Here is a 15,987-nt window from a genome sequence, read left to right on the forward strand (position 1 = left end):
TATTATCTGATGGTTGATTAGATATGAGCTATATATTTTTTATTATAAGTAGTCTAATTAAAAATATTGTCAAATGTTTTTATGTCATTTGAGTGGGATTATTGGGACTAAGTATGGTGGTTAAACAGACTTTATAATTTAATTATATTGATTTTAAAAGTAAAAACGGGGTACTTTCCAATTGATAATTTTTGTCTGCTTGCTAGCTTATTTTTCTATGTATCAATCTAATAAATTGACCAGATTAAATATCATCGATTTCAATTTATTCTTGAGATATTCATTTTTTAAACCTATTTAAATACTGATGCTCAGTTACGTTTTGTAACTGGGTTTTTTTATCTTCAATTTTTGTATTTATTCCGGGATTTATTTATGGGAAAACCATTTTGGAGAAGTGTTGAGTACTTTTTTACAGGAAATTATTCCGCAGATGATGGCGATAATAATATCGTTGCCATCGGATTTGGTGGTCAAATACAGGCTTATGGCGGTAATGATCACATTACATTAGGCTCTATTGGTGCAGTGGTTTATACCGGTTCCGGTCACGATACGGTCGTTGGTGGGGCCGCCTATCTGAAAGTTAACGATACCACTGGCAATCTGAACGTCAAAGGTGCGGCGGGATATGCGGAAATTAATAAAGAAAAGGAGGGAACAATTACTTTTTCCGGTGCGACTGGAGGGGCAGCTATTCAACATAATGGACATTCTGGTAATGTGCACTATTCAGGGATAGCAGCCTATAACGATTTATATCGTCGGGGAAACAGCGGTGATATTACCTTCAAAGGATTGGGCGGTTATAACCATCTCTACTCAGATGTCACCCACGGCAATATTCATTTTATCGGCGGGGGCGGTTATAACCAAATTACCCGTAAGGGGCTAGCTGATTGTTTCAGTGGTGAAGGCATTGTTTACGCTAAAGCAGAAGAAATTGTACTGACCACTGCAATGATGGGAGGAAGCTGGATTGAAGAATCACAGAAAGTCATTGGTGTTAAATCTACGCGGGATATAAATACCTATCTGTTTGCATTTGCGGATGAGCAATATACAAAAGTTAATAAAATTCATCTTTATAATGATCCTAGAACCGGCAGGCTGAAATATTACACCACTTCCTGGTATAAAAAGGGAAATCATCTCAAGAATCTGGCATCTCAAGATATTTCTGACTATGGCGGTTATCAAGTGGTTGATGTTGATGGTGCCTATACCTTGTCAAATCTGACGGTTGAACAACACCAGTCATTTACGGTGCATGCGCTGGAAAGTGAGCTACCGGAAAACGAATGGGTAACGTATGGCGGTGGTGTCCAGATCGCCGCAGAAAATATTACTTTGTCAGATGCCCAAATGGGCGGTTATGCGGTTTCAACCGATGGTTCAACTGTTGCTGTCAAGCCCGTGAAATCCAACCGGATGGAAAATACCTATTTGTATGCCCAGGTCTTGGGCGGATATACCAAAGTCGTGGTAGTGCAACTGGCTAACGACCCTAAAACTGGTGAGCTGAAATACATTGCCACGTCATGGTATAAGGCCGGCGATCAAACAGCAGCTTTGGCAGATCAATTTATTGGTATTCATTCTGGCTATAAAGTTATTGGTAAAGGCAGTTATACACTGAGTAATGTCCATTACAGTGTGAATACTGTCCGCGTGACTTCTGAGCGAATTGCCAATATGCATGAGTTCTGTGAACAGGAATTGTTACCCAAGAAACAGGATGACAGTCACGGTGATGTCCGGTTCGAAGGTGCAGGGGGCGGCAATGTGATCAAATCCAATGTAGCCCGTGGCAATGTTTACTTTAAGGGTGCAGGGTTTGCCAATGTTATTCTGCATAATTCAGAAATCGGTGACACTGAATTTGATGGCGGTGGCGCTGCCAATGTTATTTTCAAGAAAGGCAGAAAAGGTCAGCTGCATTTCAACGGTGGTGGTCTTGCCAACGTTATTACTCATATCAGTATGTCTCCTGCCACTGCATTACAGGAACCTCACAGCAGCCAGACTAAAGTTGTCGCTCTGGGTGGTGCCAATATCCTAACCCGAAAAGGGGATGGCAAGGTTTTTGCCGTCATGGGCGGCGGTGCCAACGTATTGAACCATATCGGGCAGGGTGTAACCACAAGTGTGATGATGGGGGGTGCCAATATCCTGACGAAAGTGGGGGATGGAGAGACCACCGGCATTATGTTTGGCCTCGGTAATGTGCTGACCCATGTCGGTAACGGCAGAACACTGGGAGCTATGGGCGCAGCAGGCAACGTCTTTACCAAAGTAGGGAATGGGGAAACTATCGCTGCCATGCTGGCCGTCGGCAATATCTTTACCCATGTTGGTCAGGGTGATGCGTACGCCATAATGGCGGGTGGTGGCAATATCTTTACCAAAGTGGGTAACGGTCATGCCCTGGCTCTGATGGTGGCACTGGGCAACGTTTTTACCCATGTCGGGGATGGCCTGAGTGTTGCACTGATGGTGGCCAAAGGCAATATGGCGACTAAAGTGGGGAACGGTGAAACCCTCGTCGCCATGATAGGGGTCGGTAATATCATGACCCATATTGGTGATGGTAATACCTTTGCCGCGATGCTGGGTGAGGCGAATGTCCTGACCAAAGCTGGTCATGAGCTGACGGCCGCGCTGATGATAGGCAAGGCCAATATTTATACCCATGTGGGTAACGGCACCAGTATTGGTCTGTTTGTCGGCGAGGCTAATATCATGACAAAAGTTGGTGATGGTACGACGCTGGCGGCGATGTTTGGTCAGGCCAATATCATGACTCATGTCGGCCAGGGAATGACGGGCGTGTTGGCACTGGGCGAAGCCAATGTGGTGACGAAAGTCGGGCATAATTTTCTCGGCGTTGTGGCGGCAGCCAAGGCAAATGTGATAACCCATGTCGGGCAGGGCACGACAGCCGGTTTGTTGTTAGGCAAAGGCAATATTCTGACTAAAGTGGGAACGGGGACGACAGCCGGTCTGCTGGTTTCTCAATTTGGTAACATCATGACCCATGTGGGTGACGGCAATACGGTGGGATTTGCTAAAGGGAATCTGAACCTGATGACCAAAGTGGGGGATGGCTTGGTTGTCAATGCCGCGTGGGGGGATGCAAATATCATGACCCATGTGGGGAGAGGCGATCACTATAACTTTGCCAAAGGGAAAGCCAATATCGTCACCAAAATCGGTGATGGGCAGACGGTCAATATTGTGCAGGGTACAGCCAATATCATCACTCATGTCGGTAAAGGTAATGATTATACTGGTGCCTGGGGTAAAGCGAATGTTATTACGAAAGTCGGTCAGGGGCGTCAGGTTACGCTGGCGAAAGGTGATGCCAACATTGTGACACAGGTGGGGCAGGGTGACAGCTTCAACGCCTTGTGGAGTCAAAGTAATATCGTCACCAAAGTTGGTGATGGTATGCTGGTTACCGCTGCGAAAGGTAAGAGTAATATCACTACCAACGTGGGTAATGGTTTAAGTGTCGTGGTGACCCACGGTGATTTGAATGTGAATACCAAAGTCGGTGACGGTGTTTCTGTCAGTGTGGCGTGGGGTAAATTCAATATCAACACCAAAGTGGGTGACGGCCTGAATCTCTCGGTGATGAAAGGGACAGGCAATGCCAATATCCATGTGGGCGACGGGATGAATATCCACGCTTCCTATGCCCGCAATAATGTTGCCATTCAGGTAGGAAACGGTGATTTTTATCATCTCGCTCTGGCCTCCGGTAACACCGAGAGGCATAAATTGGAAATACTGTTCAGTGAATTAAAACAAACGTTATTGGGGGTGATGGGCAGTCAGGGCATTAATTTTCTGGTACATGGCGATGAAGCAAACACATCCGGCAGTTACCGGGGCCGTGGTGCCATTAATCTGCCGGAAGTCAATGCGCTGAAAGGCTTTGAACTGACTGAAATGGCGGAAGTCAGGTCAGACTTAGCCACTGATTTGCGCGCTTCGGTGAATCAGCTCAATACGCCGGACATCAGCAAACTGAAAAGCATCATGAATGCTGATGAACAGTCTCCAAAAACCCGGAAGCCGAATCTGATTGCCAATGGTGATTTTGAAGCGAGAGAGTTGGGTTGGGGATTTACCGAGGGCATTGAAGCTCTGCATCCAGCCGAAGCTTATGGTTTGGGTAACTATGAGCACGGCAAATATGTCACTGAGCTGGATACATATGTCAACACCACTATTTATCAGGATCTCCGGCAACTTCAAGCAGGTGAAGTCATTACCCTTGACTTTGATTTTGCCAAGCGGTCGGACAGTACTAATGATAATGGTATGGAAGTGCTCTGGAATGATCAGGTTGTCTTTTCGTCGTCAGGTGATGAAAGCACCTGGCAGCACAAACAACTGGTGCTGGTTGCACAGGCAGGCAGTAACCGGCTGGCGTTTAAAGGCACGGGTAACAGTGACAGCAAAGGCTATATTCTGGATAACGTGGTGGCGACTTCAGATCGTTCAGACAGCAGGGGTAATGCAGAATCCCCGTCCAGGAATTTGGTTTCTGGAAGAGTGTTAAGTGATAAAGCCAATGCGGAAGCAGACCGTGAACGCTTAAAGCAGGAAAAAGAGAAACAACTGGCGGCGATTGCAGATACACAATCTCAGTTGGCGGCGACTGATCTTTATGCCCTGAACACTAACGGACTATCACAGCTTAGTGCTATCAAGGAAGAAGAGCAGACTGTGACGGATGAACTGCTGGCAAAAGTCATAGCACTTGAAAGTCTGAATAACCAAACATACACAAGCCATCAGGGAGAATCAGGCGCACAGTGGCGTCAGGATTTTGCCGGTGGATTGCTGGGTAACCTCCAGATACAACTGGATAGTGTAAAAGAAACGGCAGGCCGACAATTGGATAATGCACTTTCCACTATTCTAAAACAACAGGATCAGATAGAAGCCGCACTGGATAAATCGGAAGTCAATGTCGCTAAATCTAAACAAGATCAACTGAATGCGCAGAAAGATGTTGTGGATGCTCAGGCTAAGGCCGCATACCGGAAAGAAGAGGCGTTGACACAGCAGAAACAGGCTGAACAAGCCACACGGAATAGTTATCAGGCTCTTCAGGAAATTGAGGCTGAGGTAGGAACCGCAGCGAAGGACAATGCGCATAAACCGAACTTTACTAATGCTGGCAGCGGTCGGTCAGGTAAAGCCTATGAAGCAGAAGGCGCCGGTAATACAGCCAGCCATATTGGCTCTGGTTCCTTAATACAGGGAGTTGGTGCTTTCAGCCAGAAGTTGCAAGAGTCAGATAATGATTTGTCTGCACTTGCAGATGCTAAACAAGCTGTCGAACGTCTACAGATCAATGCAGGTCTTCGTGCCGGACATACGAACACCATTTATGTACCACGGTCATTACACACACCACAGTCATCACATCAATCAAATAATGGTAACGCTTCCTCTGTTGGCGTACTTGAATCGATAACAAATGTATCAGGATCGGAAAACCGAAAAGAACAACCTATTTCCGGTCTGGATCTGAGTGGGCTGAAAGCGTTGGGAAGGACAGACCCCCACTCAAGCAGCACCTCTCAAGTTCTACATAGCAGTCAAAGTTCCTTGAGAAGTGGAGCGACATATCCTTTTATTGCTGCAAGGGCTGCGAAAGTAGCGGATATCTACCGTTGGCTGAGCAAAAATAATGACCGGAGCGGAGAGCTTTCACAAGATAACTACATTCCTGTACCGGGTGGTGAACGTGTTGATATTGAGATAAATGACAACATCAGATATGAACTGACTAACGTTATTGAGAATTTTTTTAGTGTCATTCGACACACCATTCCTAACGACCAAATTGCACCGCTGGCGAAATTGTTTGTCGATTCCACCATTGATTTTGACTGGGATAAGCGCGTTCAATTTATGACTAAATTGGAACGTTTCGGTTATAGCTTTGAACCTCCTCATGGTGAGAAAAGTATTGTTTCATTCTGGTCAGGCCCAGAGTTCAGTGCCTACCGCCATGTACTGGATGCTGCGCAGAAAGACGGTAAAAAAGTGGTTTACGATATTGATGTAAAAGGGAACGTACTTGCTCTTGAACTCAATCAGAAATTGAAGGATTGGAGCAATATTTCTCTTGATCCTGATGACTTCAAACAACAAAATCTGCACTCTGCTATTAATGAAGCTGTGCGAAGTAATATAGGATTCTGGAGTTCTATTTATGCAACCGGAGCACGTGACGATATTTATGTTATTGTGCCGGGAGGTTTGCGTTTAAAGAATTTCTTCTGGAATGTTGAGTTGCCGGTATTGCGTCAATTACAACGTGAAGGTCTGGTCAATGAAATTCGCTTGCTGGATAAACCAGTATATCACTACCGGGACAAACCATTGGAATCCATTGGTCGCAGACTGACTGATGCCGGTGTCAGAGTAAAAATACGTTTTGATTCACTGAGTGCGGCTGAGAAGAAAAGCTATCTTGAGCAGGATCCTGATGGTTACCACGCCAATTCACTGATAGATCTGGATATCAAGTTGAGTGCTATCGATCGCATGTTAAATCAAGCGATTCCATTCTATCGTTTACGAACTGAACGTAATATTTTGATCCGCGAAGGCTTACATGACAGCTTTGAAGTTCTTCCTTGGGCGGAAACCCGATCTGCTCTGTTTAAAACCATAAAAGTTGATAATCCGAAAGATCCGGCACAGATGAAAACAATCGAACATTTCATCTTTGCTAATTATCAAAACTATGAACAACTCCCCGCTGAGTTGCGGCTGGTGGAAAATCATATTATTTCCCTTGAGGAGGGTCATACCCGTATTCTCGCGGAAAGAGCGGATGGTGTCTGGTATTATTTGCCGGATATCAAATTGATGTCAGGCGATGAGTTACAGAAAAAGGCTTATGTTAAAGGTAAGCCACTGGGGGAAAGTTACCGCAAGGTGATTGAGGCACTGCGTGCTTATGAACAAGTTTTACTGGAAAAGCCGGATTACTCACTGGATGCCATTGAAAAATTAACTGATTTACACCAACAGGTGGAAGGTTATCTGCTTGGGCACTCAGAATCTGGGCGGGCACCAGCGATGAAACTGCTGCTTTCCCAAATCAACACACGCCTGACTGCATCATTGGTACTGGCAGAGCCGACATTGAGAAGCTCAGGCCAAGGTAATTTCAGCGAATTATACATCAAGCTGGATAACGCCAATCTCAAGGATAGCAAACATCTCTACCTGGATGCACAAGGCGATTTTGTGACACGTGGTCAGTTCAGTTTGCACATCTCCAGAAATACCGCTGGTGCCGGGCTGCAACAGGTTATGGCAGCCGTGACCAAAGAATATGGACAGGATGTCACAAATGCAGTCTTTTCCAAACTGTCAGCCCGTGATCTGGCGAAAGATGGCCGGGGCATTGATATAGCTGGTCTGAAAAAAATCCATCTGGCGATTGAACAGCACTTATCCCCTGTCAGTGCAACACTGTATGTCTGGCGACCAAGTGAGTACAGCACCCTTGGTCATGTAGCGTTGCAAATTGGTCAGGGGCGTGTTCTGGTCAATGCAGACGATGCCAAACATTTGAATGAAATAAATTATGTCAGTTGGTGGCCGGCAGGGAATAAATTTGTCGATATACGCGGGATGTTTGATATCTCGACACAAGATCAACCGGATCTGCGGCTTCGTTGGTATGACCTTAGTCAACCTGCTTTTCAGGCTCCAACGTTAACATTCGATGTTGAGGCCGAAGAGGATGATGATTTCGGGTTGGTTGATGGCTCTGCTGAGCTGAGAGAGTTTATTGAAAAACTGAGAATAGCCAAAGGGGTGGATGCAAAATTCAAGGATGTCAGTGAAATTTTTGCGATGGCTGCCCTTGCTAATCCTGAACTGCTCAAGTCCGCTGAAATACCGGAATATATTTATCGGCCATTTCTTGCGCAGTGGGATGATCCCAGTATAGATATGCATGAAGTTGGCCGGAATTTTGCCGAAACCTTACGTATGGCGGCACAAATGCAGACACCTAAACGTATGGAGAGTGCAATTGCCGATGTCATGCATCAATTTGCTGAAAGAGAGCTGGCAGAAATTACCGATTTCAAAAACAGCAAAACTGAACCTGATCGGGTATACCGCATCAATCTGGAAGGGCTTGATGTGGCAGCAATGCAGGCTGAATGGGGTAAAATCAGCAGTGATCCGGATGCCCGTTATCAGTTACTGACCAAAAATTGTTCCAGTGTCGTTGCGCGTATTCTCAGAGCGGGAGGCGCAGAGAAAATGCTCGGCAAAGCCTGGCGGCCTGCTTTTGGTGTCTGGACACCGAGTGATCTGTTTAACTTCGGCCGTTCATTGCAGCAAGCAGTTCATATTGAACGGGTTAAACAAAAACATCTCCGTCTCAATGGAGAGCCATTTGAAGCAATTCTGAATAATGAAACCAATGAGTATGAACTGGAGAGAGTTGCTATCTTAAACGATGGATCATTGCCGCGTGAGAGAGAACCGCTTAATCCATTGACTCGTTTCATGAATAATGAACTGTATGGTGTAAAAGAAGAACGTCGCCGGATCAGCCAGGAGGTACAAAATAAGCTCAATTTGGCAGTAAACCAGGGTGTTGCACAAAAAGTTACCCTGCGGGGTGAAATCGGGCGCTTAGACGGTTATTACTATCGTGTACAAAGCAATCGTGTACAAAGCAATCGTGCACAAAGCTCGTCACATACAAGCATGACAAATAAAGTCGTGCTGTTTATCCATGGCTCCGGTGCGTCTGCTGAAGAGCAAACGAGTAAAATTCAACCCCATTATCAACAACAGGGTATTGATATGCTCTCGGTCAATATGCGGGGTTACGGCACCAGCGATGGCTATCCGGGGGAATCAGGGATGTATCAGGATGTACGTACCATGTTCCGTTATCTGGTTAATGATCGTGGTATTAAGCCGGAAAACATCATTATCCACGGTTATTCAATGGGAGCGCCAATTGCGGCAGACCTTGCTCGTTACGCTGACAGACAAGGCATGGCTGTTTCCGGCTTACTGTTAGACAGGCCAATGCCAAGCATGAGCAAGGCAATTACTGCTCATGAAATACCGAATCCATCCGGTCTTACGGGTATATTGGCAAAAGCGGTCAATGGTAAATTCTCGGTAGAACAGAATTTACGGGGGATCTCGAAGCAGACGCCAATTATGTTACTGACCGACAATGAAGGTTTAGGTAATGAAGGTGAAAAACTCCGTACCAGATTAATGACAGCCGATTATAACATTTCCGGGGAACGAACGTATCATGGTCATGAATCCAGTTATCAACTGATGAGTCAGTATGCCGATAAAATTGTTTCTCACCTGTCTGGTACTGATCAGCAAGCACAGGAGAATACCTATCTTAAAGGCATCAAGAGTGATTTTAGACGCTATATGCAGGCGTTGAAACCTCAGGTTGATGAAGTGGGCATAGAGCACGATATACGTGCGACAAAGGTTTTTCTGTCTGGTTACAAACATAACCATGCTGAGCGTATAGTGGATGGCTTCCATTCGGATATGGACATCAAACAACTGGTGGATCTGTTGGTCAAAGGAAACTGGACGGCAGAGCAGAAAGGGGCGTTGGCATGGGAAATTGAAAACCGGGCACTGAAAATTACTCTTCGACCAAAAACGGAGAAATATAGCCAACTGTTCCGTGATATCACTGCCACTGGCGCAGTCGATCCTAAGGCAAGTGAACATTTAGCGCCACAATTGCTATTACTGAATTTGTCCAATGATGGTTTTGGCGGACGCTGTGTACCGCTATCTAAATTGGTTCTGCTGGCAAAACAGCTTGAGAATGACGGTCAGGAAAATGTTGGCCATGACTTGTTGAATAAACTTTACTCCGCAGCTTCGGTACTCAGCCATCCAGAGTTGTATTCCGAAGTTGAACAAGCCAACGCCAGTAAATTATTGGGTACATTGTCTGCACTCTATGCCAGAGATCCGATGTTAGACAGTACTTTCAAGATATGGAAAGAGAAACTGAGCGGTGAGAAGGCACTAACGGTAAAAGGTATGATTGAAAAAATCACTGCCACCAGCGTAGACGGTCAACCGATTCTGCTGGAGCTGGATACATTGGGTCATGCAATGGCTGCATGGTCAAAAGGCAGTGGAGAGAACCGGATGTATGGGTTCTATGATCCTAATGTCGGGATTGTGGAGTTTTCGTCTGTGGATAAATTCAGTAAATACGTTACACGTTTCTTCGGTCGTTCAGACCTGGACATGGCAGAAAGCTATAAAATGTCCAAAAATGGTCGGCGGGAAAGAGTTTTCGAGCGTGTGATTGTACTGGATGGTCAGGCACTGGCACCTTATCGTCCGGTAATTGGCGACATAAAAACCATGAAAGATATTCTGGCAATGGAAATCTTTGATGGCTCACCAATGAAAAATGCGCTGGAGAGACTTCGTCCGTTGAATAACCACGATGTCAATGCGTGGGAAGTTGTTGATGTTTTTCCGAGACTGGAACGCAAAAAAATGCGTTTTGATGGTCAGGTCATTATTCAGCTTGAAGATGATCCTATTGTGGCCGATTCTGTCTCTTATCTGACCGGTAAGCACCCGAAAGAGAGTGTGCTTGTCCAGCTTGATACCAACGGCCAGTATAAGGTGATATACGGTGATCCAAGCTTGTTGAACGGCAAAATACGCTGGCAGGTTGTTGGGCACGGTGGTGATGATATTGATGGATTTAATCACACGACTCTGAGTGATTACACTGCATCTGAGCTGGCGATGCGGTTAAAACAGTTCAAAAATAGCTTCCAGTATGGAGGGGAGCTTGACCATATCAGTCTGGTAGGGTGTTCTCTACTCAGTGATGATAAGCGGGATGGCTTTGCTTATCGCTTGATTTCAGCTCTTGATGAAAATGGGATCCGTACCACGGTATCTGCCCGTCGCACTGAAGTTGTGATCGGTAAATCAGGGCGTAAATATACGAAATCAGAACATAATACGCTGGAAAATAAGATCTTCGACAATAAAATCGTTTTGAACTGGAACGAGCAAGGAGAGTTGGAAGGTCATTCAGAACGTATACGCAATAATGTCTCTGAAAACGATGTTTCGCTTGTGCGTGTAGGCAGTTTGCGTACAGATAGCAGAAAAAACCGGGCACGCGGGGCTATTACAGACAATACCGAAGTATTCCATGCACCGGAAAAATATCAGTATGAGGATTACCCTGTCGGAATGACGTCCGATAACCGACTGAGCTATTCCGGTAATGTGCAAATACAGGCAGGAGACGGCGAATTTACGTCCATTAACTGGGGAACCACCAACGTTGGTATTAAAGTCGGCACAGGCGGTTTCAAATCACTGGCCTTTGGTGACAACAATGTCATGGTTCATCTGGGGAATGGTGACAGCAAGCACAGCGTCAATATTGCAGGTTATCAGGCATTGGAAGGCGCACAACTGTTTATCGGAAACCGGAACATCAGTTTCAATCAGGGTCGCAGTAATGACCTGCTGGTTATGATGGATAAATCCATCCCGACACCACCGATGCTTAATCCATTTGATAGCGTTTCCCGCGTATCAGGGAGCCTGCAAAATATTGCCGGAACATTCTCTGCCCCTGACTGGTTGTCTGAGCAGGAAGCACAGTGGACGGTAGGAAGTGTGAAGAAATATCTACAGGATATGTCAGGGCTTGATATGACCAGCAGCGTGGATTATACGTCGCTGACTGAGATTGACTCCCAATATAAACGCAGTGGCCGTGGTCTGAAGAATGATATCGAAAACACACTGAATAAAAAATACAACCAATGGTTGAGTGGCGCGGGTAATAAACCAAAACCGGGTAATCTCAGTCGGGCAGATAAACTCCGACAGGTAAATGAGAAATTATCCTTTAATTTCGCTGTTGGCGGACAAGGTGCTGATATTCAAGTAACAACTGGTAACTGGAACTTTATGTTCGGTGACAATATCCAGTCAATTCTGGATATCAACCTTGGTTCACTGTTTGGTTTGATGACTCAGCAATACACCTCAACAGGGATGGCAAAAACCACCTTTACTTTTAGTCCGACGGATCTGCCTCGTCAGCTTAAAAACAAGTTGTTGAGAAACCTTGCCAGCGTGAATGCAGATACCACATTAGCTGATATTTTTAACGTGGATTACACATCGGATGGCGCTATTGTTTCCCGCTCAAATCAACCGGTGGATGGTGTCGCTATTCTGCGGGAAATGTTGGAAGTCATTAGTGAATTCAGTGGCAGTCAATTGGAGGCATTTATTGATCCGGAAACACTACGCAGTGGTTTGAAGACAAACCTGTCGGCAGGTGCGGACGGATTGAACTCTTTCCTTGAGAGTCATGGAATAAAAGAAAAAGCGCCAACTGAGCAGACGGAGCCAACTGAAAATGTTGGTGCTGTACCGACAGCAGAAGATGCACACTCAGAGCGTACATTCGGGTTTAACTCCCTGAACCTGCCAAACCTGTTTGAAACTCTGTTCAGCCAGGATAAACAGCGAGAAATGAAAGAGTTAGTTTCCAACCTGAAACAGAACCTGACTGACGATCTGCTGCATATGAAGGAAAAAACTTTCGACTTCCTGCGCAACAGTGGTCATCTGCAAGGTGATGGCGACATCCATGTTTCTCTCGGTAACTACAACTTTAACTGGGGTGGAGACGGAAAAGATCTGGGCGCGTATCTGGGAGATAACAATAACTTCTGGGGCGGTCGCGGTGATGATGTTTATTACGCTTTGGGAACCTCCAATATCTTCACTGGTGGTGAAGGTAATGATATGGGTGTTTTGATGGGGCGTGAAAACCTCATGTTTGGCGGCAAGGGTAATGATGTTGCCGTAGTTGCGGGACGTATCAACTATGCCTACATGGGAGATGGTGATGATCAAGTCTTTGCCTTTGGAGAAGGTGCTGTGATTGAGACTGGCAGAGGACGTGACTATATCGTTGCTTCCGGTAATTTCAATCGCATCGAGAGTGGAGAAGGGCAAGATTACGTAGTTGCTATCGGTAACAACAATCAGGTTGAGTTGGGCGATGAGCACGACTTTGCTACGGTTTTCGGCAACTATAATCAGATTGATGCTGGAGTGGGTAACGATACTATCAAGCTGATGGGTTACCATGCTCTGATCAATGGCGGAGCTGGTGACGATCACCTGATCGCAGATGTCATTTCCAAATTCAGTCAGTTTGACGGCGGTGATGGTGACGATCTGTTGGTGTTGGGAGGATACCAGAACAACTTCAAAGGTGGAGCAGGGGTTAACAGTTATGTGGTCAATGGAGATGTAATTGATAACGTAGTTGAGGATATTAAACGTGGTGACAAGATCGTTTTCGACAACCTTAACTGGCAAAATTTGTGGTTCCAGCGTAGCGGTTACGATCTGGTTATGTTGACTAACCGTAACATTGAGGATACTTCTGAACAAGGACAGTTTGAAGCAATCGGCTCGGTGACGTTCACTGGCTATTTCAATGGCAACCGTGCGGGCATTATCACGCAAATGAGCAGTAAAGATGCACGCGGCGAGCGTGAATATACTGCACTCTCTGCCAATGCGCTAGATTCATTGGTTCAGGCAATGAGTGGCTTTGCGCCAGCGATTGGCGACAGTGGTTTTATCGACTCACTGGATAGACAAACTCAATCTTCCATCATGATGGCCTGGTCGGATACCATAACCGGGAAATCCAAACTGGCTTGATGGTTTTCTTACCCTGAACTTGATTAATAAAAATGGCTCACAAATGTGGGCTATTTTTTTATTTAACTTCAAATGGTTAATTTAATGTACTTATGTTTTTTAACGGGACATTATACTTGATCAGGTGGTGGAGAGAATGAATTATTCTGTTACTGGTTAAGTTATTCAGAATTTTCTTAGAAAATAAATAGCCTATACTCTTAGGCTGTTTATTTTAATTATAGTCTTTAATATATTAATTCCTCAGTTTATTTTTTCCAATTTAATATCCCCTTCATCTTTCAAATTATCATTTTATTGGTGCATTTTGAAAGATGAAGAGATAAGTTATCTGATACTGTTAAAATTGACAAACAAATGCTATGTCATGACAGTTATTCTGGAAATCATCCCAAAAACCCGGAGGGTAACTATCAATATCGCTTTGTAACAGCGTTGGTTTATGCCATTCTAATTGTGTTAATCCTGCTTTATTGCACGCCTCTTTATGTTGTTCACGACTCCATTGATACATTGTAAAAGGGCTGGGTGGGGTGGTAAGAAATTCTGCCTTGACGAAAGCGCCTTCTTTCCAGGGTTCTTGACTAAGAATATTGACGCGATAATTTATACAGTTTCCTTTTACTAACCGATAATCAGGATCAATGGTATAAGCGATAAGTTTACCGTTAGGGGCTAGATTCTTTGCGACTGAACGAAACATCATTTCAAGGTCTTCAAGTGATAGTGTATTACAGAATAACCAGGCTGCAATTATCAGATCAAATTTTCCGAATGATTCCATATTGCAGGCATCTCTTACATGAAATTCGATATTATCACCGTATTGTTGCGATTTGCTTTTGGCAATCTCAATCATGTTATGTGATATATCGACGCCCACAACTTTTGAAGCACCGTGGTTTCTGAACAATCGGCTAAAAAGACCATATCCACAGGCTAAATCTAACACGGATTTTCCTTGTATATCCCCTGCCAGATTGAGGATAGTCCGAATTTCGATGTTGATTTGGGCAGCAGAGTCTGAAAAACTCTCATATAGATCTGCGATAGGATTATATACGTTTTTAGGATCCATTGTTTTTATCCTTTAATTAATATTAATTGAAGAGGATGTTTTTTATTTGGTAAGAATGAAATTTATTATTTTTGTGGTTTTTCCTGATATTTATTTCGTCACAGAACATTAGTGTATAAATAATAAGTTAGATATAATTATTTTTGTATTAGTTATATAGTTTAATAGGTATGGAAATAAAGATTTAATGAACAGAATATTAAAAAATAACTTATTAGCGATAGTATTGAATATATCTCTTGTTGCTATCAACAGCGATCAACCCACGTTTACAGGTGGGTTGATATGATGATTATTCTGTTCCTAAAAATCGATGAATTGCCCTGAGTACGGCTTCGGGTTTTTCTGCATGAACCCAGTGCCCGGCACCTGCTATTACCCATGCGTTTGCTTTTGGGAATTGTCTGATAATATCCTGTCGATATTCCTCGGTAATGTAATCTGAATTTCCACCACGAATGAACAAGGCTGGTTTATGCCATGCCGGGATCGTTTCCCAACCGATAATCTTTTCATATTCTTTTTGCAATACAGGCAGGTTGAATTTCCACTCTCCCTGGCGGAAGGATTTTAGTAAAAACTGGATCACACCATCTTCCTGAATATTTTGTCGCATGATATCTGTTGCCGCCTGTCGGGTTTGTACCCCTGCTTCAGTGACTTTGTTCAGTGCTGTGAAAATGCCATCATGTTGCCGAACTTGATAAGCCACAGGTGCTATGTCAATGACTACAATCTTTTCAATTCGTTCCGGGGCAATTGCTGTCATGCTCATCGCAATTTTGCCGCCCATAGAATGTCCTATGATAATAGCTTTCGGTGCATTCAGTTCATCAAGTAGTTTATTAAGAAGTGCTAAAACATCCTGAGCCATATCGCGGTAATCCATGTTTTCCGACCGCGGAGAAATACCGTGATTGCGCACGTCAATTTGAATAACCGGATAATATTGCTGTAAATCTCGGCCTAATATTCCCAAATTGTTCAAATCACCAAAAAGCCCATGGATAAGAATAATTGGTGTGGAGGACAGTGGGTTTTCCGGTTTGTGTAAATGATAATTTAATTGATTGTTTGACTTCATAATTTGCCTGAGTTAATGC

At 44.4% G+C, this 15,987-nt stretch carries 3 protein-coding genes; 1 reads left to right on the forward strand and 2 read right to left on the reverse strand.

Translation table 11 applies throughout. The features are described 5' to 3' along the window. The first annotated feature begins 375 nt into the window (after positions 1 to 375). The gene (gene rtxA, locus Xbud_RS02125; protein ID WP_099134500.1) at positions 376 to 13,806 is read left to right on the forward strand and encodes an MARTX multifunctional-autoprocessing repeats-in-toxin holotoxin RtxA; all 13,431 of its coding nucleotides are present in this window, start codon (positions 376 to 378) and stop codon (positions 13,804 to 13,806) included. Positions 13,807 to 14,146: 340 nt separating this feature from the next. On the opposite strand, the gene Xbud_RS02130 is transcribed toward rtxA, so the two are convergent. Continuing rightward, a complete protein-coding gene (locus Xbud_RS02130; protein WP_099134501.1) occupies positions 14,147 to 14,884 on the reverse strand; it encodes a class I SAM-dependent DNA methyltransferase in 738 nt (245 codons plus the stop codon). 292 nt (positions 14,885 to 15,176) lie between these two features. Further along, positions 15,177 to 15,968, reverse strand: coding sequence for an esterase (gene ybfF / locus Xbud_RS02135; RefSeq protein WP_099134502.1), 792 nt, complete (start codon positions 15,966 to 15,968; stop codon positions 15,177 to 15,179). Between the last annotated feature and the right edge of the window lie 19 nt (positions 15,969 to 15,987).

Source organism: Xenorhabdus budapestensis (genome assembly GCF_002632465.1).
Classification (GTDB): Bacteria; Pseudomonadota; Gammaproteobacteria; order Enterobacterales; family Enterobacteriaceae; genus Xenorhabdus; species Xenorhabdus budapestensis.